This window comes from Marinimicrobium sp. C6131, assembly GCF_026153455.1.
Classification (GTDB): domain Bacteria; phylum Pseudomonadota; class Gammaproteobacteria; order Pseudomonadales; family Cellvibrionaceae; genus Marinimicrobium.
This window is the reverse complement of the sequence record NZ_CP110629.1, coordinates 390,392-412,128: the sequence shown is the minus strand read 5'-3', so window position 1 is coordinate 412,128 and position 21,737 is coordinate 390,392. Positions and strand designations below refer to the sequence as shown.

The 21,737-nt window shown below is 60.3% G+C and carries 21 protein-coding genes; 4 read left to right on the top strand and 17 right to left on the bottom strand.

Translation table 11 applies throughout. From position 1 onward, the window contains the following. Positions 1-356: 356 nt before the first annotated feature. Positions 357-1,877, bottom strand: coding sequence for a fumarate hydratase (locus tag OOT55_RS01750; RefSeq protein WP_265367446.1), 1,521 nt, complete (start codon positions 1,875-1,877; stop codon positions 357-359). 331 nt (positions 1,878-2,208) lie between these two features. Here OOT55_RS01750 and OOT55_RS17810 point away from each other — a divergent pair, with 331 nt between their 5' ends. After that, positions 2,209-2,466, top strand: a complete 258-nt coding sequence (locus tag OOT55_RS17810; protein ID WP_416140967.1) for a Lar family restriction alleviation protein — start codon at positions 2,209-2,211, stop codon at positions 2,464-2,466. An 8-nt stretch (positions 2,467-2,474) separates the two neighbouring features. Here OOT55_RS17810 and OOT55_RS01745 read toward each other — a convergent pair whose 3' ends face one another. The 10 genes from OOT55_RS01745 to OOT55_RS01700 form a co-directional block, all read right to left on the bottom strand. Further along, positions 2,475-3,278 carry a hypothetical protein gene (locus tag OOT55_RS01745; RefSeq protein ID WP_265367445.1) on the bottom strand — a complete coding sequence of 268 codons (804 nt, stop codon included), beginning with the start codon at positions 3,276-3,278 and terminating at the stop codon, positions 2,475-2,477. A gap of 152 nt (positions 3,279-3,430) precedes the next feature. Further along, a complete protein-coding gene (locus OOT55_RS01740) occupies positions 3,431-4,018 on the bottom strand; it encodes a superoxide dismutase (RefSeq protein WP_265367444.1) in 588 nt (195 codons plus the stop codon). Between the two features lie 236 nt (positions 4,019-4,254). Next, the gene (groL, locus tag OOT55_RS01735; protein WP_265367443.1) at positions 4,255-5,904 is read right to left on the bottom strand and encodes a chaperonin GroEL; all 1,650 of its coding nucleotides are present in this window, start codon (positions 5,902-5,904) and stop codon (positions 4,255-4,257) included. A 59-nt stretch (positions 5,905-5,963) separates the two neighbouring features. Continuing rightward, positions 5,964-6,254 carry a co-chaperone GroES gene (gene groES, locus OOT55_RS01730; protein ID WP_265367442.1) on the bottom strand — a complete coding sequence of 97 codons (291 nt, stop codon included), beginning with the start codon at positions 6,252-6,254 and terminating at the stop codon, positions 5,964-5,966. A 201-nt stretch (positions 6,255-6,455) separates the two neighbouring features. After that, positions 6,456-7,505 (bottom strand): DUF481 domain-containing protein, encoded by a 1,050-nt coding sequence (locus tag OOT55_RS01725; protein ID WP_265367441.1) that lies wholly within the window; start codon positions 7,503-7,505, stop codon positions 6,456-6,458. Positions 7,506-7,561: 56 nt separating this feature from the next. Then, a complete protein-coding gene (locus OOT55_RS01720; protein ID WP_265367440.1) occupies positions 7,562-8,917 on the bottom strand; it encodes an AmpG family muropeptide MFS transporter in 1,356 nt (451 codons plus the stop codon). Between the two features lie 88 nt (positions 8,918-9,005). Next, positions 9,006-9,491: a YajQ family cyclic di-GMP-binding protein gene (locus OOT55_RS01715; protein ID WP_265367439.1), complete on the bottom strand. Its 486-nt coding sequence runs from the start codon at positions 9,489-9,491 to the stop codon at positions 9,006-9,008. A 29-nt stretch (positions 9,492-9,520) separates the two neighbouring features. Continuing rightward, positions 9,521-10,363: a regulatory signaling modulator protein AmpE gene (gene ampE, locus OOT55_RS01710; protein WP_265367438.1), complete on the bottom strand. Its 843-nt coding sequence runs from the start codon at positions 10,361-10,363 to the stop codon at positions 9,521-9,523. Then, positions 10,360-10,917: a 1,6-anhydro-N-acetylmuramyl-L-alanine amidase AmpD gene (gene ampD, locus OOT55_RS01705; RefSeq protein WP_265367437.1), complete on the bottom strand. Its 558-nt coding sequence runs from the start codon at positions 10,915-10,917 to the stop codon at positions 10,360-10,362. Before ampD ends, ampE begins: the two co-directional genes overlap by 4 nt. Before the next feature lie 68 nt (positions 10,918-10,985). After that, positions 10,986-13,316 carry a DUF1631 domain-containing protein gene (locus tag OOT55_RS01700; RefSeq protein WP_265367436.1) on the bottom strand — a complete coding sequence of 777 codons (2,331 nt, stop codon included), beginning with the start codon at positions 13,314-13,316 and terminating at the stop codon, positions 10,986-10,988. A gap of 236 nt (positions 13,317-13,552) precedes the next feature. On the opposite strand from OOT55_RS01700, the gene OOT55_RS01695 reads away from it, so the two are divergent. Both OOT55_RS01695 and nadC read left to right on the top strand, forming a co-directional pair. Continuing rightward, entirely contained in the window at positions 13,553-14,077 is a 525-nt protein-coding gene (locus tag OOT55_RS01695) for a retropepsin-like aspartic protease family protein (RefSeq protein WP_265367435.1), read from the top strand. Positions 14,078-14,081: 4 nt separating this feature from the next. Next, positions 14,082-14,936, top strand: a complete 855-nt coding sequence (gene nadC, locus OOT55_RS01690; protein WP_265367434.1) for a carboxylating nicotinate-nucleotide diphosphorylase — start codon at positions 14,082-14,084, stop codon at positions 14,934-14,936. Positions 14,937-15,011: 75 nt separating this feature from the next. Here nadC and OOT55_RS01685 read toward each other — a convergent pair whose 3' ends face one another. Both OOT55_RS01685 and OOT55_RS01680 read right to left on the bottom strand, forming a co-directional pair. Next, positions 15,012-15,857, bottom strand: a complete 846-nt coding sequence (locus OOT55_RS01685) for a class I SAM-dependent methyltransferase (RefSeq protein WP_265367433.1) — start codon at positions 15,855-15,857, stop codon at positions 15,012-15,014. Between the two features lie 109 nt (positions 15,858-15,966). Beyond that, on the bottom strand, positions 15,967-16,617 hold the full coding sequence (locus OOT55_RS01680; protein WP_265367432.1) for an OmpA family protein: 651 nt from the start codon (positions 16,615-16,617) through the stop codon (positions 15,967-15,969). A gap of 192 nt (positions 16,618-16,809) precedes the next feature. Here OOT55_RS01680 and OOT55_RS01675 point away from each other — a divergent pair, with 192 nt between their 5' ends. After that, positions 16,810-17,292, top strand: a complete 483-nt coding sequence (locus OOT55_RS01675; protein ID WP_265367431.1) for a leucine-rich repeat domain-containing protein — start codon at positions 16,810-16,812, stop codon at positions 17,290-17,292. Positions 17,293-17,314: 22 nt separating this feature from the next. Here OOT55_RS01675 and OOT55_RS01670 read toward each other — a convergent pair whose 3' ends face one another. The 4 genes from OOT55_RS01670 to nadA form a co-directional block, all read right to left on the bottom strand. After that, a complete protein-coding gene (locus OOT55_RS01670) occupies positions 17,315-17,587 on the bottom strand; it encodes a PilZ domain-containing protein (RefSeq protein WP_265367430.1) in 273 nt (90 codons plus the stop codon). Positions 17,588-17,841: 254 nt separating this feature from the next. Then, a complete protein-coding gene (gene bamC / locus OOT55_RS01665; protein WP_265367429.1) occupies positions 17,842-19,008 on the bottom strand; it encodes an outer membrane protein assembly factor BamC in 1,167 nt (388 codons plus the stop codon). A gap of 59 nt (positions 19,009-19,067) precedes the next feature. After that, entirely contained in the window at positions 19,068-19,943 is an 876-nt protein-coding gene (gene dapA, locus OOT55_RS01660; protein WP_265367428.1) for a 4-hydroxy-tetrahydrodipicolinate synthase, read from the bottom strand. Positions 19,944-20,117: 174 nt separating this feature from the next. Next, the gene (gene nadA / locus OOT55_RS01655) at positions 20,118-21,179 is read right to left on the bottom strand and encodes a quinolinate synthase NadA (RefSeq protein WP_265367427.1); all 1,062 of its coding nucleotides are present in this window, start codon (positions 21,177-21,179) and stop codon (positions 20,118-20,120) included. Positions 21,180-21,737: the final 558 nt, after the last annotated feature.

Here is a 21,737-nt window from a genome sequence, read left to right as displayed (position 1 = left end):
CCTCCGCTTACGGTCTCACAACGGTATACCCAGCCTCCGCGCTGCTAACGTCTCGCACCGGGAACTAGCACCTCTAGTCGAGACATACGGAAACGACCCAGAGGTATCAAATAGATTCTTACTAGCTAGTTCCCGGAACTTAATGCTGGCACAGCGGAGGCAGGGTAACCCCTTGTGAGACCGTCACCCGCCTTGGACGCCCCACATGGATGTGGGAAGTGTCCCGAAGCGCCGGGAGCGCGAAGGGGACCGGCGGGTGATGAGCCTACATGGACGTATTCACGGCGTGTCTCACAAGGGGTTACCCTGCCGCAGCAGTCAGTACGGAGCGCCCAAACCTCAACAGACGATAGGGTTTAAACGACCTTGATCGCTTCGTCTTTGATCTTGGCCTTCCAGATTTTCGGGCCGGTCTGGTGGACGGATTCGCCTTTGCTGTCCACCGCCACGGTGACCGGCATATCCTTCACCTCGAACTCGTAAATCGCCTCCATGCCCAGCTCCGGGAAGCCCAGCACCTTCGACGACTTGATCGCCTGGGACACCAGATAAGCCGCACCGCCTACCGCCATCAGGTAAACCGACTCATTATCGCGAATCGCCTCGATCGCCGCCGGGCCGCGTTCCGCTTTGCCGATCATGCCCAGCAGGCCAGTCTGCTCCAACATGGTCCGGGTGAACTTGTCCATGCGCGTAGCAGTGGTCGGACCCGCTGGCCCCACGACTTCGTCGCGCACCGGGTCGACCGGTCCCACGTAATAAATAAAGCGGCCGGTCATATCCACCGGCAGCTCCTCACCCTTGGCGATCAGGTCCACCATTTTCTTGTGGGCGGCGTCGCGGCCGGTGAGCATTTTGCCGGAGAGCAGGATGGTGTCGCCGGGCTGCCAGGATTTCACATCCTCTTTGGTGACGGTATCCAGATTCACCCGCCGCACATTGTCGCCGGCCTCCCAGGCCACTTCCGGCCAATCGTCCAGGTTCGGGGGCGTCTGCAGCGCCGGGCCCTCCCCGGTCAAGGTGAAATGGGCGTGGCGGGTGGCGGCGCAGTTGGGGATGATGGCCACCGCCTTGTTGGCCGCATGGGTCGGGTAGTCTTTCACTTTGACGTCCAGCACGGTGGTCAAACCACCCAGGCCCTGGGCGCCGATGCCCAGTTGGTTCACTTTCTCGTACAGCTCCAGGCGCAGTTCTTCGCTGCGGTTGCTCGCGCCCCGCGCCTGCAGCTCCTGAATGTCCACCGGTTCCAACAGCGCCTCTTTGGCGATCTGCATGGCTTTTTCGGCGGTGCCGCCAATGCCAATGCCGAGCATACCGGGCGGGCACCAGCCCGCCCCCATCTTGGGCACCATGTCCAGCACCCAGTCGACCACGGAATCCGACGGGTTGAGCATGGCAAATTTGGTTTTGGCTTCACTGCCGCCGCCCTTGGCCGCCACATGAACGTCGACGGTATTCCCGGGAACGATATTGTAGTGAATGACGGCCGGGGTATTATCGCCGGTATTTTTCCGGGCGCCGTCCGGGTCATCCAGGATGGACGCGCGCAGGACGTTATCCGGGTGATTGTAGGCCCGGCGCACACCCTCGTTGACCATGTCGGTGAGGCTCATGTTCGCGTCCCACTGGACGTCCATGCCGACCGTGACGAAGACGGTCACAATACCGGTATCCTGACAGATCGGGCGGTGGCCGGTGGCGCACATGCGCGAGTTGATCAGAATCTGGGCCATGGCATCCTTGGCCGCCGGGTTGGCTTCGCGCTCGTAGGCACGGTGTACCGCCTGGATAAAGTCCACGGGGTGGTAGTAGGAGATGAACTGCAGCGCGTCGGCGACGCTGTCGATCAGGTCGTTCTGGCGAATCACGGTGGTCATGGAAGTCTCTCTACAGCTTGTCAATGTGGCCGCAATTTTACATGAATTGGTGGAGACTTGCCCGGAGAGGGCCGTTGTACAGCTCCCTCTTGACGCTGCAACCGTTTGCAATCGGTGTGCGCTGCGCTACACTCTGAATATGGTCCTCTGGAGTTTAAGCGATCATGTTGGATGCCCATCAGCCGTTCGGGCAATCACGGTTTTACCGTCCTGACCGGTTACCAATCGGCGCCTTCAGATCCGCGCCACCACCGCTGAGCCCTCGGCCCGGCAAGAGCCCCCTCCCCCGTCAAAACCCTTCAAGTGATTCACGCACTGGAGCGTATGCCTTATGGCCACGGCCCTAGAACCCTGTCCGTTTTGCCACAGCACCCACCTGCATCTGGCGCACAGTGGCTTGGATTACTGTGTGGTTTGTCAGAGCTGCAAATCAAAAGGCCCTCACCAGGAAAGCCTGGAGAGGGCCATCGGTCTCTGGAACGAGACGTCGGTCCGTCTTGGGGACCCGTCGCTATCGGAAACAGCAGCAGGCGAACCACTCGCCGACTCCGCCCGAACCGGGCCTCGCTATTCCATGGCCCGCGGCTGAAGAGGCAATCAGGGTGAGGACAACTGCTCTTTGATCGCCAGGATATCGCGGTTGATGCTACGCCGGTAGGAGTCGATGGCCTTGATGGCCTCCTCGTTGGTGCTTACCCGGTCCGCGAGCCCTCGCAAGCGCCCTAGCCCCTCCTCCAACTGATCAACTTCCTCCGAGAGGTTCTGCAGGCGTCGGCCCTGCTCTTCCACCGAGTCGGCCGCCGCTTGCAGTCGCTCAATGGCCGAACTGACTTCGCTGACCTGCTGCTCGGTTTTATCAAACGCAGAACGTAGGCTGCTCAACCCCTGGCTGGCGCTGGACGCCGATTCCTTCACGGTGGCAAGCTCCCGCTTCAGAGACTCGACGCCTTCCTCATTCGCGGCAATCCGCTTGCGGTTGGTGTCATAGGAAACACCCCACAGCTTGCGGATTTCTGAATCCGCCCAGTCGAGCTTTTCCTGAATCTCCTCCACGTATTCGCTGGACTCACTGGACGTGATCGCGATGCGTCGTTCCAGGGTTTCGAGCCGCTCATTGGCCTGGGAGAGGTTCTGTTCGGCGCCGGTCCACTTCCAGGCCAGAAAACCGCTCGCCCCCACTCCGGCCACAGCAATGATCAGGGCGGCAATCGCCAGCCCCTGGCCACCACCGGGCGACGTACTGGTTGAACGTGGCGGCGGCGGTGGCGCGCCGCCTCCCGGACGTTTGGGCCCATTGGCGTTGCCGCTGGGCGGCGTCGCCGATGCTCGCCCCTGGCGGGCCGCCACTTCGTCTTTCTCGGGCTTGATCGTACCGGAAATCGTCGGCTCTTTGCGTTCCATAGACATACCTGAATTCACTGAACTTCGTGGTAGCGTTTATAGCAGTTCTAGGCCCGAAAAAGAAGGGAACGGGTCTGATCACGGGAATTTAGGCCGGGTATAAAAAAACCCCGCGCCGGCTTTGCCGGGCGGGGTTCTTACGTCAATAAAACTTACTTGGCGAAGTTTTCGTTGACGAAGTCCCAGTTGACCAGCTTCCAGAACGCTTCCAGGTACTTGGGACGGGCGTTGCGATAGTCGATGTAGTAGGCGTGCTCCCACACATCAACGGTCAGCAGAACCGTCACGCTTTCGTCGGTCAGCGGCGTTTCCGCATTGCTGGTGTTGACGATGGCGACGGAACCGTCAGACTTCTTCACCAGCCAGGTCCAGCCGGAGCCGAAGTTGTTGGCCGCATTGGTGGAGAACTCTTCTTTGAACTTGTCAAAGGAGCCGAAAGCCTTGTTGATGGCTTCGCCCACCGCACCAGTGGCTTCGCCACCGCCGTTGGGGCTCAGGCAGTGCCAGTAGAAGGTGTGGTTCCACACCTGAGCCGAGTTGTTGAACAGCGGGCCTTTGGGTGCGGTATTGATGATTTCTTCCAGGCTCTTGTTGGCTTCGGGCTTGCCTTCAACGGCCGCATTCAGCTTGTCAACGTAGGTCTGGTGGTGTTTACCGTAATGGTATTCCAGGGTTTCCTGGGAGATATGGGGTTCCAACGCATCTTTTGCGTAAGGCAGCTGGGGTAATTCAAAAGCCATAGTCGTTCTCCTGAACACGGTTGAAAAAATGAGTAGCGGCGGGGTTAACCCACTGAAATAGCCGCTCAATCCTAGCACAGTCGGATGGCCGAACGGGTCGCCCGGATCCGGACCGGGAAACGCCAGTTAGGGCTTGGCCCCTGGCTGTTGGTATGGTGGTACAAAATAAAGCACTCAGTATATCACTGAAAGCAAAAGGGCGGGCCAAGGCCCGCCCTTTCAGGGCTCGAGACGGCTTACATCATGCCGCCCATGCCACCCATTCCGCCCATGCCGCCCATATCCGGGGCACCACCGGCCTTCTCGTCTTCCGGCTCATCCGCCACCATCGCTTCGGTGGTGATCATCAGGCCGGCAACAGAGCCTGCAGCCTGCAGTGCGGTACGGGTCACTTTGGCCGGGTCCAGGATACCCATTTCCAGCATATCGCCGTACTCGCCGGTCGCGGCATTGTAGCCATAGGCGCCTTCGCCTTTCTTGACCCGATCCACGACCACAGAGGCCTCTTCACCAGCGTTGGTGACGATCTGACGCAGCGGTGCTTCCATGGCGCGGCGGGCCAGCGCGATACCGGCGTTCTGGTCTTCGTTCTCGCCTTTCAGGTCAGCAATGGCCGCCACAGCGCGCACCAGAGCGGTACCACCACCGGCAACCACACCTTCCTCAACGGCGGCGCGAGTGGCGTGCAGTGCATCTTCAACGCGAGCCTTCTTCTCTTTCATTTCCATCTCGGTGGCAGCACCCACCTTGATCACGGCCACACCGCCAGCCAGCTTGGCCACGCGTTCCTGCAACTTTTCGCGATCATAGTCAGAGGAAGTGTCTTCCATCTGGGTACGGATCTGATTCACACGCGCTTCGATGTCGGCATTGTTGCCTGCGCCATCGACAATCACGGTGTTCTCTTTGGACATGGTGACGCGCTTGGCGCGGCCCAGGTGCTCCAGAGTGACGTTCTCCAGGTCCAGACCCACTTCTTCAGAGATCACGGTACCACCGGTCAGGATGGCGATATCCTGCAGCATGGCCTTGCGACGATCACCAAAGCCCGGCGCCTTACAGGCGGCCACTTTCACGATGCCACGCATGTTGTTGACCACCAGGGTCGCCAAGGCTTCGCCTTCCACGTCTTCAGCGACGATAACCAGCGGCTTGTTGGCCTTGGCCACGGCTTCCAGCGTCGGCAGCAGCTCGCGGATGTTGGAGATCTTCTTGTCCACCAGCAGGATGTAGGGATCGTCCTGCTCGACGGCCATGTTGTCCTGATTGGTGATGAAATAGGGAGACAGGTAGCCGCGGTCGAACTGCATACCTTCCACCACGTCCAGCTCGTTCTCGAGGCTGGAGCCTTCCTCAACGGTGATCACACCTTCTTTACCGACTTTCTCCATCGCCTTGGCGATCAGCTCGCCCACGTCGCGATCGGAGTTGGCGGAGATGGTACCCACCTGGGAGATGGCTTTGCTGTCTTCACAGGGCTTGGCCAGCTTGCGGATTTCCTCGACAGCGGCGGTGACGGCTTTGTCGATACCGCGCTTGAGATCCATGGGGTTCATGCCGGCGGCGACGGACTTGAGGCCTTCGGTCACGATGGACTGGGCCAGAACGGTCGCGGTGGTGGTACCGTCACCGGCTTCATCTGAAGCACGAGACGCCACTTCTTTCACCATCTGGGCGCCCATGTTCTCGAACTTGTCTTTCAGGGTGATTTCCTTGGCCACCGATACACCGTCTTTGGTGACGGTGGGGGCGCCGAACGACTTCTCCAGAACCACGTTGCGACCTTTCGGGCCCAGAGTGGCTTTTACAGCGTCGGCCAGTACGTTGACGCCCTTGAGCATGCGCTGACGGGCGCTGTCGCCAAATTTAACTTCTTTTGCAGACATAGTGCTTTCCTTCCAGTAACTTGTTCAGACAATAGTCGGTTAAAGATTCCGTGCCGGGCTTAGGCCAGCACAGCCTTGATGTCGCTTTCGCTCAGGATGACCAGCTCTTCGCCGTCTACCTCAATGGTGTCGCTACCGGCGTATTTGCCGAACACAACCACATCGCCAACCTTGACGTCGACCGGGCGGACCTCGCCGTTGTCCAGTACGCGGCCATTACCGACAGCCACCACTTCGCCCTGATTGGGCTTTTCTTTGGCGGAACCCGGCAGGACGATACCGCCCGCGGTTTTTTCCTCTTCTTCCTTGCGGCGAACCACAACACGATCGTGTAAAGGACGAATTTTCATGGACTCTTATCTCCAACTAGCGTGTTAAACACTGAAAATGAGCCGGGTTGCCCCGGATGACGTTAGTGTGCAGCCGAAGCCGCGTGCCCGGCCGGCCAAGGCCGGCCGGGCGTAATGCGTGTGTCACAGGTAATTGGGGATGCCGGAGAGGAATTTCAACAGCTTGGCGAGGATTTTTTTGCTTATTTTGGCGGGGACGCGCTACCACTCGTAAGTCAGCCCCACCACGAGACGGATATCCTCCCGCTCGGTGCCGGGCTGGGGGTCATTGTCCACCTCATAATCGAGCTTGACCTCTGAATACACCGTAGAGACCAGCATGGAGCTGAAACCGGTGGTGGAGTTGAGCTGCCAGTCCCGGTCCTGCTCGAAAGAGCGCACGTATTCGTTGCGGTGGAAAAATGAGACCCCCAGGGGCAGCTTGTAGCGGAAGTCCGTGCCCAGACGCCAGGCAATCCGGTCTTCTTTGCGGACAAAATCCGGGGCGGGGTTCTCGGGCACCTCGTATTGCTCTGTGACCGACACCAGGCCCCCCGTCATCGCCAGCGCGGTCCGGGAATTCTCCCAGAACTGGTAACCGGTACCGGCACCGAAGTTGTAGTAGCGGTCAATCGATCGGGTCTCGTCGTGCCCGTACCGCACGTCACTGTTGAGGAACCAGCGCTCCCGGAAGAACCAGTCCAGCACGTAACGCCCTCCCCAACGGACGTCGGGTTCGGATTTGCCGCGCGAATAACTGGCATACTCAAAGTTGCCGCTATGCCGCCAGTCCACCTGCCGGTACTCAACGCCGCTGCTTATCTTCCAGTCATCCTTGATTTCGTTGCCGCGCGCGTAGGTGCCCGAGACATTCACCCGCCCTTTGAGCGTACTGCTGTCTCCCGAGAGAAATTGCTGATAGGGAATGATCATGGCCAGGGAAACCAGAGGCACCCGGCGGGGCTCGGCGTCATCGCCGCACAGGTACACCAGGTGCTCGGCCTCCATGCCCTCCACCATGCAGGGTTCCCCCACGCCATTGATTTTCAGCGGTTTGGAGGTCTGCAGGTCGTAGATTTTGCTCTTGTCGATGGTGAGCCGCCCCAGCGACTCGGACTGCCAGACCACGCTGTCCTCGCTGGCCGACACAAAGTCACCGGCGATGCGATCGCCATTGTTCAGCTCCAGCATTCCTGCGGATACGGGGGCTGACAGCGCCAGAAGCGCCACCAGAACCAATCGCCACTGTTGAGTCGTCAGGTATACCGGCATGCATCGTCGGGAGTTGGTCCAAAGGAGGCGCACTTTACCACACTTGGTCGGCCCGACTACAGCGAACCGGTTCGCGTTTGGCGCAACAGCCAGAGCACCAACACGATGGCGGGAACCCCAAGGCCCGCCGCATAGACGAAGAACCAGAAAAAACCGACCTGCTCTACCACTACCCCGCTGAAGCCGCCGATGACTTTGCCCGGCAGGGTCATCAGTGAACTGAACAGGGCATATTGGGTCGCGGTGTAGTCGTTGCTGACCAGGCTGGACATCCAGGCGATCAGCGACGCCATGGCCAATCCTCCGCAGAAATTTTCACCACTGATGGTCACCACCAGCATCCAGAGCTCCGCCCCCACCAGCGCGTTGACCGAATACAGCAGATTGGTCGCCGCCGCCAGAACCGCCCCGGCCAGCAGAACGCGCACCAAGCCAAAGCGAGGCACCAGAACCCCGCCAACAATGCCCCCCAAAACGGTCATGGCGGCACCGTAGAGTCCACTGATATTGGCCACCTCGGCCCGGGTATAGCCGGTTTCCAGATAGAAGGGCATGGCCATTGAGGCCATGCTGATATCGGTGATGCGGAAAGCGCCGACGATCAGTAGCAACAGCACCGCCTGGGCCCCATAGCGCTGGAGAAAGTCCACAAAAGGACACACCACCGCGCCGATAAACCAGGCAATGGCGTTGCGCACGGGGCGCGCCACATGGGCACTGCGCGCCAGATAGTCCTGCGCCCGCTGCTCCAGAAAGGCGGCATCCGAGTGACGGGCGACCGCCGGCTCGCTGGACAGCAGAACGGTCACCATCCCCACCCCCATGAGCAGCGCCATGATCACGTAGACCCCCGGCCAAGTGGCGAAAGACACCATATGGAGGGCGCCGGCACTGGCCATCAATAACGCCAGCCGATAGCTGAATACGTAGGTGGCGGACATGGCCGCCTGGCGCTCCAGGGACACCGCCTCAATCCGCCAGGCGTCAATCGCCACGTCCTGGGTGGCCGAACCAAACGCGACCACCAACGCAAAAATCGCAATCCACTCCAATTCCCGAACCGGGTCGGTGATCGACATGCCGACCAACCCGCCGGCGATCAGCAGTTGGGCAAAGAGCATCCAACTGCGTCGTCGGCCCAGCCAGCGACCCAGCAGAGGAAGTTGAAACCGGTCCACGACCGGTGCCCAGAATACCTTGACCGAATAGGTGATGCCGATCCAACTGAAAAACCCGATGCTTGCTTTCGTCACCCCCGCTTCGGTCAGCCAGGCCGTCAGCGTGGAAAAAACCAGCATGTAAGGCAGACCCGCCGAGAAGCCCAGAAAGGCCATGGACGCGACCCGTGGGTGCAGATAAATCAGTAGCGAGTCCCGCCAGGAGCGGGACGGGGATTCAGTGGTATCGGTCATGAAGCGCTCGGTTGGTCGCAGTACATTCGATCAGGGACAGCGTTTGGCGACCAGAAACAGCGTCTGGGCAGCCAGTGACGCCAGCTCGTCAATCTCGAAAGTTGGTGAATTGCAGCGGCATATCAACGCCCTCGGCACCGCGCAGCAAGGCCATTACCTGTTGCAGGTCATCGCGCTTCTTGCCGGTAACCCGTAGTTGATCGCCCTGAATCTGGGCCTGCACTTTGAGCTTGCTGTCTTTGATCAGCTTGACCATCCTCTTGCTCAGCTCGGTTTCCAGCCCGGTACGAACGATCACTTCCTGACGCGCCTGCTTGCCGACGGTGGTCGGGTCCTTGATCTCAAGGCAGGCAATATCAATATTGTTCTTCACCATCGTACCCTGCAGAATGTCCAGCATCTGTTGAAGCTGAAAATCCGCTTCGGCCGTCAGCGTCACCACGAAATCCTTGCGCTCGAAGTGGGCATCCACGCCCTTGAAGTCATAGCGGTTCCCCACGACACGATTGGCCTGGTCCACGGTATTGGTCAAGACGTGCTTATCGACCTCGGACACCACATCAAAAGACGGCATAGAACTACCTCACTCTCATCAATTCAGGATCAGGCCAACAGCGTAATCAACGCCAGCACGCAGACCCACAACAACAGGGAACGGGAATACAGTGGCTGGCTGGCGCGGATCATATCCAGGTCCACCGCCGAGTCGGCGGGATCCGGCTCGGCTTTGCCCAAAGCACCCAGCATCTGATCGTACAACAGCACCGACGTTCCCTGACGGGTATCGACAAGGTCTCGCTGGCAACGGAAAAAACAGCTATCGAAATTGCCCGCCATGGCCCAGGTGAACCCCATCACCCGCACCACCGGCCACTCCATCAACCAGAGCCAGCGGTGCACCTGAGCTGACCCGGAGCGCTCCCGGTAGAGCACACTCAGACGGTACATCAACGCGCCCGCCGGGCCCAGGATCAGAAACCAGAAAAGTACCGCGAACATCCGCTCACAACCGCGATAGGCAATGGTTTTGAGAGTCTGGCGATGCATGCTCGCCCAATCCTCGGGGTCGGCGTCTTCCACGGCATTACCCTGAAGGGCCGCCAGGTGCTGGGCGGCACTCACCGAGTCCCCCCGTTCACTGGCCTCCACATACGCCTGCACTTCGGCCGAAAAGTCACCCCGACCCAGGCTGTACAGCAACACCGGGACGGCCATAAAAATCAGCCAGCCTTCGGAGAGGCCTTCGGCCACCGCCCAAGTCAACAACCACAACACCAGGGCCGGAGCCACTACCGCCAGCAATAGTTGGAGCTTCGGCCAGGCGCGGCTGGGGCGCCGCTCCAGCCAGTGCAGATAGCGGTCAAACCACCCGTCTTTTTGCAGAGGCGCGCCAGAGCCCCACCACTGCACCAGGACGAGAACCAGAAAGACACTGAGGAAGGTCATAAGCGTTCCGAGAGCTGTGAGCGAAAGTAGTGCCAGTCGAAGGCCGGTCCCGGATCGGTTTTTCGTCCGGGGGCGATATCCGAATGGCCGGTGATGCGCTCCGGGGTCAGAGCCGGATAGCGGGATAATAACAGACGGGCGACCTCGGCCAAACGCCGATATTGATGCTCGGTGTAGGGAAGGTCATCGCACCCCTCCAGTTCAATGCCGATGCTGAAGTCATTGCACTCGGTGCGCCCGTCAAATTCAGAGGCGCCGGCATGCCACGCACGTCGATCCAGAGGCACGAACTGAACCAGCTCGCCCTCCCGGGTAATGAACAGGTGCGCCGACACCCGAAGATCCCGGATCTGCTCAAAATAGGGGTCACGATTGATGTCGAGCTGATTACAGAAGAAGTCTTCCACGCAGCCAGTCCCAAACTGCCCGGGCGGGAGACTGATATTGTGAACCACCAGCAGGCTGATGGCCTCGCCTGGCGGACGATCATTATGGTTGGGAGACAGACAGCGCCTGGCCGACGTCAGCCAGCCGTCCTGAATGGTTACACTCACGGGCCCCTCCAGTCATTCATCGCGTGAATGATACAGGGGCCGGGAGCCTTTGTCGCTGTTGGTCGGGGTTACCGGGCGCGGGAGCTGCGCAGGTTGCCGATCACCGCCTCGAGCGCGCGATCGAACAACATGCCATCGTCGAGGATTCGCATCCGACCGGATTTGAGCGCCAGTGCGAGTCCCTCACGGGTCTCTTCCGCCACTTTCATGCCGGAGCGGTTGACAAAAATGTATTTGCCAGTGGGCTTGATCATCGCCGCCAGGCGGCAACGGAATACCTGCCCCTGGTCATCCTGGCGCTCGAACCAACTGCCCTGGGTCAGGTTGGACACCAGTGCCATATGTGGGTCCGAGGCCGGCAGCGGCTCATCACCAGCGTCCGTAGACACCTCGGCAGACGGTACGCTTTCCGCTTCCGGCACAGTCTCCTCGACCGGGTCCACGACCTGAAATACGGTTGATTGATCGGGCGTTTCCAACGCCGCCTCCGGCTCCGGCTCCGGCTCCGCCGCTGGGGTTGTATCCGGACGGCTGGTTTCCGCTTCGTCAGTGGCCTTAGCGGGCTCGGCCTGCTCGGGCTCGGTATCCGGCGCCGGTGCCGGTGCCGGCTGGCTCGCCTCGCGCAAACGGGACAGATGCAACTGCTCCAACTGCTTGAACAGCTGATTCATTTCGAACGGATTATAGGCTATGGACTCCAGACCGGCCCGCAACTGCGGCAACAATTCAGGCACCAGTCTGAGCAGTTTCTGACGGTTGTCTCGATCCATGGGGGCTGTGGCGCTCCAGACCAACTGCTCAGCGGACGCCAGAGCCTGCTGCCAGTCTTCACTGTCCGTTCCCTGCTTCAGGCAGATGATAAACAGCACCTTGGACCAGGCTTCATACAGCAGCGTATTGGCCGCCACCGCCAATCTGTGTCCCTGGGTAAGGCGTTTGAGGGCCGCATCGACCTCGGCCCGGGCACGCTCGGCACGGGCCTTGCCATCTTCCGCATCCAGTGTGCGCTGCTCCAGAATTCGAGCCCGGCGTCGCTCTTTTTCCTGATAGGCGCGGAAATCCAGCAGCATTCGATCGAAGATGCCGACATCACTCTCGAAGTCCGCCAGGATTGTCTGAACAACCTGATCCACTTTCTGGTAGAAGGTGTCCTTGCGACGCCCCTCTTCCCCGGAGTCCTGCCAACCCAGCGCGGCCATGGCCAACTCGTTGAGCAGGCGACGGGCGGGATGCCCGCCTTTGCTGAAGAAACTTTTGTCGGCAATTGCCACTTTGATCAGTGGAATCTGCAACCGGCCCAGCAGCGCTTTCATGGGCGAGGCCAGGTTGCGGTCATCGAGAATGAACTCGAACATCATACTGACCAGGTTGATGACATCCTCATCCACCTGATTCAGTGATTGCCGGCGGGTATTTTTGACCAGGCCGCGAACCAGCTGCGGTACATTGACAGCGCCGGCGCCCTGATCCAGGCCGGACCAGTCCTGCTGCTGCGCCTGGGACAGCAAGTGCACCAGATCCTCAGAGCCCAAAGCCTCCTCCGGCCCCCCGGTACTGCCCCCCTGACTGGACAACAGATCCCTTAAGGTATGCAACACCTGACTGGATTCATCCTCCCGCTGGGCACGCTCGGTTCTGGCCGCCTGGGAAGGCCGCTCCGCCGTGGTCCGACGCCGATTCGCAGGGGCCCCAGCTCTCAGGGACGGCAGAATGTTCGCGTCAATCAACTGCTGGTTGAGGCTCTCGTACATTTTGCCGAGCCGTGACACCACCCATTTGTCAAACAGCTTGAACAACACCAGCTTGGCCTTGACGTCAATTTTCAGCGCCTTGGCCGCTTCGGTGAATCCGGTGCAGATGGCGTCCGCACCCAGGGGGTTGTTTTTCTGGTACACCTTCACCGGTACCAGTTGATCCATTCGCAAGGTCAGGTGCTGCACCACCTCGGCGAATTGCTCGTTCGCCTTGTTGACCATGCTCTCGGTCGCCACGAGCTGTTCCAGCTCATCATTCTGAACCAGCGTCAACTCCTCCAGGGATACATCATCCTCACTCCGGCTCCGGGCGTTCTCGCCAGGCTCTAGCAGTGCGGCAAACCCCTGATCCAACTTGAGGAAGAACGCCTGCTCCAGCGCGCGCCGCTGCAGGCGAACCTCACGCATGGAGTCAAAATACAGGTTCTGCTCCTGATTGCTGGTCGCCTGGTCCGCCAGCTCGAACAGCGAATCGTCCGCTTTGTCGAACAGATCCCGCAACAACCCCTGAAGGGTTTGCCGCGCCCGGTCGCGCACACTGTGCATGGCCGCCGGCAGGCGTGCCAGTGGCACGGTCGCCGTCTGACGTCGCTCGGGGTTGAGCGGGACGACATTTTCGCGCTGGGGTTGCACGGGATCGTTCATGGTGATGTTCCTGAGGGTGGTCACTGTCGAGGCTATTTACAGTTACGATGATTAGTATAACGAGGATCAGGACACATCCCAGTGACAAATGATAATATCGAGACGCCTATCACAATTTGAGCTAACAGCTTCTTTTGCTTAGAAAAATTTGGCTGCCAAACGGAAAAAACCGGGCGTTGCGGGTATAAAAAACGTGACATTTTCATGAACACAGAACACCTCATCACAGGACGGCTATGACACAGGAGCCAATGCCCGGCCAACAGGCCGGACGCGGTATGTTGATTGCGGCCTGGGTCATCGGGCTCGCGCTGCTCACTTGGGCGTTCGGCGTCTGGGAAGACCGCAAGGACAACCCCAACCGCTCGATCCAGGGCCAGGTCGTCAATGGCGTTCAGGAGGTCGTATTGCGCCGCAACCGTTCGGGGCACTATGTGGTTCCCGGGCAGATCAACGGCGAGGACGCCACCTTTCTGCTCGATACCGGTGCCACGGACGTGGTCGTCAGCCAGGATCTGGCCGAGCGTGCGGGCCTGCGCGCCGGAGCCCGCCAGTGGGCCATGACCGCCAACGGCCGGATTGAAGTACGCGCCACCCGACTCAAACGTCTGAAACTCGGCTCCATCGAGCTGCAGGATGTCAGCGCCAGTATCAACCCCGCCATGGGAGGAGACCAGGTACTGCTGGGCATGAGCGCCCTCGGGCAGGTAGAATTCCGCCAGCAAGGCGACCGCCTCACTCTGCGTTACCAAGGTGACTGACCCCATGATTGAACTCAACCCCGAGCTGCAACGGGCCATAGAGGCCAATGTCCGTGCCGCGCTGGCCGAGGACATTGGCAGCGGCGACATCAACGCCCTTCTGATCCCCGCCGAGCGGACCGCCCATGCCCGGGTCATCACCCGCGAGGCCGGCTGTTTTTGCGGTCGTCCCTGGGTGGATGAAGTGTTCCGCCAGCTCGGCCCGAGTACGCAGGTGACTTGGCATGTTCAGGACGGGGATACCGTAGAGCCGGACCAATTGCTGTTCGAGTTGACGGGCAACGCCAGAGTATTGCTCACCGGTGAACGCACCGCACTGAACTTCGTGCAGACACTGTCTGGTACCGCCAGTGCCAGTGCCGCCTATGCCCAAAGGGTCAAGGACTCGCCGGTCACCCTGCTCGATACCCGCAAAACCCTGCCCGGCCTGCGTCTGGCGCAGAAATACGCGGTGCGCTGCGGCGGCTGTGCGAATCACCGGGTCGGATTATTCGATGCGTTTCTGATCAAGGAGAACCACATCGCCGCCTGCGGTGGTATTGCCGCGGCGGTCAGCAAAGCGCGGGAAATCGCGCCCGAGACACCCGTGGAAGTGGAGGTGGAGTCGTTGGCGCAACTGGAACAGGCCCTGACGGCCGGTGCCGACATTGTCATGCTCGACAACTTCTCGCCCGAGGACCTGACCGTCGCGGTATCCCGCAACCGCGGCCGGGCCAAACTGGAAGCGTCAGGCAATGTGACCGACGCGACGCTGACCACCCTGGCCAATACCGGCGTGGATTACATCTCCATTGGGGCCCTGACCAAACACTGCAAAGCGCTGGACCTGTCGATGCGATTGTCGGTGGAAGAGGCCTAGCGACCGATCATTCCGGCCCGCACCGGCTGACAGTTATTCCGAACGTTCTGGCTTTTCGTCATTGAGACGCTCTGGCTATTCGTCATGAAGACGCTCTGGCAGCTTGTGCAGCGCATAGACATCAAACCGGCTGCTCTTGCCCTCAATCCGGTGGCCGGGCGCACGCCCGGCCAGATCCGGTGCCTTGCGGGGTCGCTTGACCACCACCCGGTAGCGCGCCTTGGCCAGCGCCGGCGCCAGTAGCTCATCGGCATCGGCATCCGCCCCCACCAGCGTATGGAACGCCCGCATCTCTTTTTTCACATCGGCCGATTTTTGGCGCTCGGGAAACATCGGGTCCAGATAGATGACATCGGGACGCTCAGGATCGTCCTCGGAGAGCGAGCCCAGATAACCTGCACCATCGCCATACTGCAGAGACATGCGCCCGAGAATGTCCATCAGCTCGCCGTCACCGCTCTGCTCGGCGCCCCGCCGGGCGCGCGCCAGACCGTCCGCCAACAGCCGATAGACCACAGGCGAACGCTCCCACAGTTGCACCCTGCAGCCCAGAGAGGCCAGCACAAAAGCATCTCGCCCCAGTCCCGCGGTCAGATCCAGCACACGCGGATAAACGTGGGGCTTCAACCCCACCGCCTTGGCAATCATCTGTCCCTTGCCGCCCCCGAAGCGGCGCCGGTGATCCACCGCGCCGCCCAGGAAGTCCACCTGGACCGGCCCGGGGGCCTTGCGTCCCGTGTGATGCAAGGCCAGACCAGTGTCCGCATATACCAGGGCAAAGGGTGGCTCGGACAGCTGTTCCGGATCGACATTGATCAGCAGGGGGACGTCCAGCTCGCGGGCGGTCGCCGCCGCTTCCGCTCGGGAGTCGGAAGACCGGGCAATAACAACCAGCGGCCAGGTCGCCGAAGAGGTGTTCATGGCAGTCGCTTCATCAGGGCAGAAAACTGGGCAGGACTGTGCCGGAAAAGGCACACATCATCAGATCAATAGGGAGTGCGGAGCGCGTCCCTGCGCCCTTCAGACTCGCTTACTGCATGGGCAGCAATTCAAGCTCAACCCGGCGGTTGGCGGCCCGGCCTTCAGCGGTGCTGTTGCTGGCCACCGGATAGCGCGGACCATAGCCGTACGCCTGGATACGACCGGCCGCCACATCACGGCGGATCAGATAATCGCGCACGCTGGCGGCGCGCTGCTCACTCAAGGTCTGGTTGAGCTGATCACCACCGGTGGAATCGGTGTGACCACTGACCTTGATCGCCGTCTGATCGAACTCGGCCAGTACTTTGGCGACCGAATCCAGCACGCTGTAGAAGTCCGAGCGGATCTCGTAACGACCCGTGGCAAAGGTGATGTTACCGGGCATGATCAGGTACAGACGATCACCTTCACGACGAACCTGCACACCGGAACCCTGAAGCTCTTCGCGCAGCTTGGCTTCCTGACGGTCCATATAGTTACCAACCCCACCGCCGATCGCCGCACCGGCCGCCGCGCCGGTCAAGGCGCCTTTCTTGCGATCGCTCTTGCTGGAAGAGGCCGCACCGATAATGGCACCCGCTACGGCACCAATGCCGGCCCCTTTGGCGGTATTACTGGTTTTTTGCTCCCCGGTGTAGGGATCGGTTGTAGTACAAGCTGCGAGAGTGAAGATTGCACACAAAGCCAGCAAACGTTTCATTGCTATTCCTCTATCGATAAATTCCAAAGCGTATAAGTCTACCCTGTGGGGAGACTCAGACCGACGGGAACCCGGTAGCTTTTCCCGCCTCCAGCTGCCATCATTGATTGCAGTTCAGGTTTCGACACTATAGGCAGAGCCATGGTTCACAGCAACAGTCTAGCGCACACTTTTCGCATTTGGATGATTTCCGTGACAGCCGCGACATTAACCGCCTGCTCCGGTTACACGGTAAGCGTCAACGACAACCCGGTGTATGAGCCACCGACGCTGTTTACCGACTTTCGCATTCCCGATCCCGCGCTTCATGATTGTGTACAGCAGACCATTGAAGACCGACAGGTCACCGAGGCGACACAGCTGACGCAACTCAACTGCAGCAGCGCCGGCATCCGGTCGCTGGTGGGGCTGTCGACCTTCACGGCCCTGCGGGCCATCAGTCTGAATGACAACCGGCTCGAGGAGATTGACACTCTGCGATCGCTGTCGAGACTGGAAACCCTGTTTTTGAAAGACAATCAGATCAAATCGGCCGAGCCACTGCTCTCGCTCTTGCGTCTCAAGGAGGTGGACCTGCGGGGAAATGTGGCGCTCGGTTGCGGAGATGCCCGGCAGTTGGCCGACAATGTGGAAGGGAAAGTCCGCCTGCCCGACCACTGTACCGAGGCGCGTTAACGGGCTGAACAGTCGGAGGGATTCAGTTGCCGGTGTCGAACATCAGGCCCACGGTGTTGCGCAACTGATGCATCACCCGCATCTGCACCGGCTCATCATTGATCGGCCCCACCATTTTGCGAAACCGGACCATCACCAGGGTTCCCACCGGTGGTTTGGGTTGGTTTTCAATCAATACCCGCGCCCCACCATCGGAAATATCCTGGGTAAAGCCCACAATAGTGCCGAAGCTGGGGTGGGTCATCTCCACGCGTATGCTGGCGGAGGTCCGCTCATATTGCCGACGATCAATCACGGTGAGCTCCTTTTCCTGTCAATGCCGAGGTGGGCGACCACCCCGAACCTCCCCCGGTTGCGCCGTCGCCAATCGCCGGAGGTTCTCGGTGGGCGCAGGGCGCGAGCCATTATGCCCAAATAATCAATTATTCTGTTGTACGGCTTTCTTTCAGAATAAGCAAGCCCCAGTAAAAACGCCAGCGAAACCGGTTCGCTGGCGTTTTTGAGGGCTCACCAGCCGCTGTTGCCAGCGGCCCGTGAATCGGTCTTCGTTTAGATCAGGTTCTTACGAAGCACCGAGAGCATTTCCCGGGTTTTCCGCGCCGACATCCGCTCCCCATAGGCCGTGCGCAGACGCACGTGATAGAGGCCATCCGACTGCTCGGTAAAGATCAACAGATGCCCCGGAGCCTTGGGCGCCCGCTCCCGGGCGGCCTCCGCCTGCGCCGGCATGGTCAGCAGGTTGTCCGGTAAGACGTCCCGCAACTCGGCCAGGCTGTAAGGCGTTTCGGGCGGCTGGGGGTTCTCCTCCGCACCGAACAGACGGGCCAGCCAGCCCGGCGGGCTCTCCGGCGGCTCACGATACCCCAGATAGAACACGCCCGAGGCCGGATCGCTGTCGTAAATGGTAAAGCCTTCCTGTTGGGCCGAGTGGGTCAAGGTGGCCAGCGCCCGACTGCGGGCCAACTCCAGCTCGAGCACCGGTTCGCTATCAACACTGACGATGCGGGCTTTTACCGCGCCACCGATATTCTGGGCAATCAGGGAAGTGCCACCGGCCGCGCCGAGCTCTTCGGCGGCCAGGGTGGCGGCCAGCTCGTCAACCATCCAGGTTTCACGCTCCTTGCTGCTGGACGATGCCGGCCACTGGCTGAGCTGCGCCTGAGTGGCCCCCTCGCGATCCAGGCTCATGTGCAGCACGTGAATCTCACTGGTATCCGGCTGAACCCCACGATCAATTCGAATGCGATAGCGGTCGATACGATCCGGGTCATCTTTGAACGACAACCAACTGGTTTCCATCAGACCCAGGTCGGTATCCGTGGACGCCACCTGCAGGTTGTTGTCCGCCAGAAAGGCCCGAATCCGGGGCCAGAGTTCCGCCGGGTCGACGTTGACCAGAATCCAGCGGTCGTCATCCAGACGCTGGATTTTTACCCGTTCCACCAACGCCGTTGCCGACAGGGCCTCCGGGCGAGGAGCCTCAAACTCCTCGGTGTCCTGTGCATAGGCGACATCTTCCTGGGTCAATTCCGGGACCTGATAGAGCTGCCCGGTCGCATCTGAATTGAGATGGCCCGGTACCTCCAACGGCTTCAGACTGGCCGCCTTCAGGTAGTCATCCTCACGATTCCGGAAATAGCCCTCTTCCCCAAACAGGGCACTACAGCCGGACAGCGTGAAGCTGAACCCGACCAACAACCAATACACAATGCGCATAAAATTCCAGACTCTCCAGTGAGTTGTGCGAACCTCTGTTATCTATATTTGGACACCACTTAAACCAGGCCCGCCTCCCGGAGCGCCTCGGTGACCTGCTCGTGGAACCGCTCGGACAACGGCGTCATGGGCAAGCGGATGCCGGACTGAATCCGTCCCATCTTCATCAGCGCCCACTTCACCGGAATCGGGTTGGCTTCCACGAACATGGCCTGGTGCAGCGGCATCAGCCGTTCGTTCAATGCCCGGGCTTCGTCGGCCCGGCCGGCAATGGCCAGCGCGCAGAGTTCCGCAATGGCCTGGGGTACGACATTCGCTGTGACAGAAATATCCCCTTTGCCACCCAAAAGCATCAATTCCACGGCGGTCGCATCGTCACCGGAGATGATGATGAAGTCCTCCGGCGACTGCTCAATCAGGGTTTTGGCCCGCACCATATCCCCCGTGGCTTCCTTGATGCCCTTGATATTGGGGATGGTGGCCAGCCGCAATACCGTCTCCGGCAACATATCCACCCCGGTGCGGCCCGGCACGTTGTACAGGTACTGGGGGATATCCACCGCCTCGGCGATGGTTTTGTGGAACAGGTACAGACCTTCCTGGGTCGGCTTGTTGTAATAAGGCGTGACCAACAGGCAGGCATCGGCCCCGGCGGCCTTGGCGCCGTGGGTCAGCTCCAGCGCTTCGGTCAGGGAGTTGGCGCCGGTTCCGGCAATGACCGGAATCCGCCCGGCCACCTGCTCCACCACCGCTTTGATGACCGCCAGGTGCTCGTCGATATCCAGCGTGGCCGACTCACCCGTGGTGCCCACCGCCACCAGCGCATTGGTGCCCTGTTCCAGGTGCCAGTCCACCAATTTGCGCAGGGCGGGCCAGTCCAGGGAATTGTCGGGGGTCATGGGAGTGACCAGGGCGACCATGCTGCCTTGTATCATGCGCGGGAGCTCCAATAGCTTGACTGTAATGAGTAGGTTCTGACTTCATCGCCTGCCGAGGGTTCGCACGGAGCGCCGGTTACCGTGGCATGGGCGGGAAATACAAAGGCGCAATGGTACTGAGGGGCGCCCCACGACACAAGCGGCGCGCCCGGATTCCGGCCCTTTCCGGGGTCATTTCCGGAAATCGAGCATCCGCTGCAGCGGAATCATGGCCTTGCGGGCCAATTCCGGGTCCACATGAATCTCGTTATCGTCCCGTTCGAAGACACTCGCCAGGTTTTCCAGTACGTTCATCGCCATCCAGGGGCAGTTGGCACAACTGCGACAGGTCGCGCCGCTGCCGGCGGTGGGCGCCACATGGAACGTCTTATCCGGACACAGTTGCTGCATCTTGTAAAAAATGCCCTGGTCCGTCGCCACGATGAACGCCTGATTGGGCAGCTCCTGGGCGGCCTTGATCAGTTGCGAAGTGGACCCCACCACATCCGCCAGCGCCACCACCGGCTCCGGCGACTCCGGGTGTACGAGCACCGCCGCCTCGGGATAGAGTGCCTTGAGGTCTTCCAGGCCACGGGCCTTGAACTCTTCATGCACAATGCAGGCTCCATCCCAGAGCAAGACGTCGGCCCCGGTCTCGCGCTGCACGTAGTCGCCCAGATGCTTGTCCGGCGCCCAGAGAATCTTCTCGCCCTTCTGGTCGAGATAGTCGACCACATCCTTCGCGATACTGGAGGTCACCACCCAGTCAGCCCGGGCTTTCACCGCCGCCGAGGTGTTGGCGTACACCACCACGGTGCGATCCGGGTGCTGATCACAGAATTCGGAAAACTGATCGGCGGGACAGCCCAGATCCAGGGAGCAGGTGGCTTCCAACGTGGGCATGAGCACACGCTTTTCCGGAGTGAGGATTTTGGCGGTTTCGCCCATGAACTTCACTCCGGCCACAATCAGGGTCTGGGCGGGATGCTCTTTGCCGAACCGGGCCATTTCCAGGGAGTCGGCCACGCAGCCCCCGGTCTCTTCGGCGAGCGCCTGAATCATGGGGTCGGTGTAGTAGTGGGCCACCAGCACGGCGTTGTGTTCCTGTAACAACGCTTTAATACGCTCGCGGTATGCTTCTTCCTGTTCGGGGGTATACCGGGGGGCACTCCAGGCGCGGTCCAGGTGTTCCCGAACCAGCTCTTCCGGGGTTTTCCGGGCGGTTTCGGTCACGATTACGTTGTCCGCGGTCATAGAATCACCTCACAAGTCCCCCTACAGCGGGTTGGGGCGACATAATACCACAGGGAAGAAAAGTGCCCCAAAGCTACTTCTTTTGACACCCTTCCGCCCTCTGCATTCCTTTATTCCAAGTGCTTCGAATCCGAGGGCTGCGGGAAGGTAGGGGGCTTCGGGACACGCCGTGAACCCATCCCTGGGGGCTCATCACCCGCCGTCCAGGCGGGTGACGGTCCCGAAGCCCCCTACCTTCTCTCCGCTGTGCCAGATTACAGTTTCGGGAAATAGCACCTTTGGCTAATACTCCGCAGCAAAGAACGGCACGAGTTCTAGATTTCTCTCCGATGGCTTTGTCGGAGCGTTCTTGGACAATAACGAATTTCGTATTTATGGAGTCAGGATACCAGGCATAAAAGGTTGCTATTTCCACGGAGGCACGGGGTGGGGTATACCAGTTGTAGACTCTCGGAGGCATGGATGCCGACGAGAAGCCCCCATGGATGGGTTCACGGCGGGTCTACAACTGGTATACCCCACCCCGGGCCGGACGACATGCTACTGAAGAACCAAAAA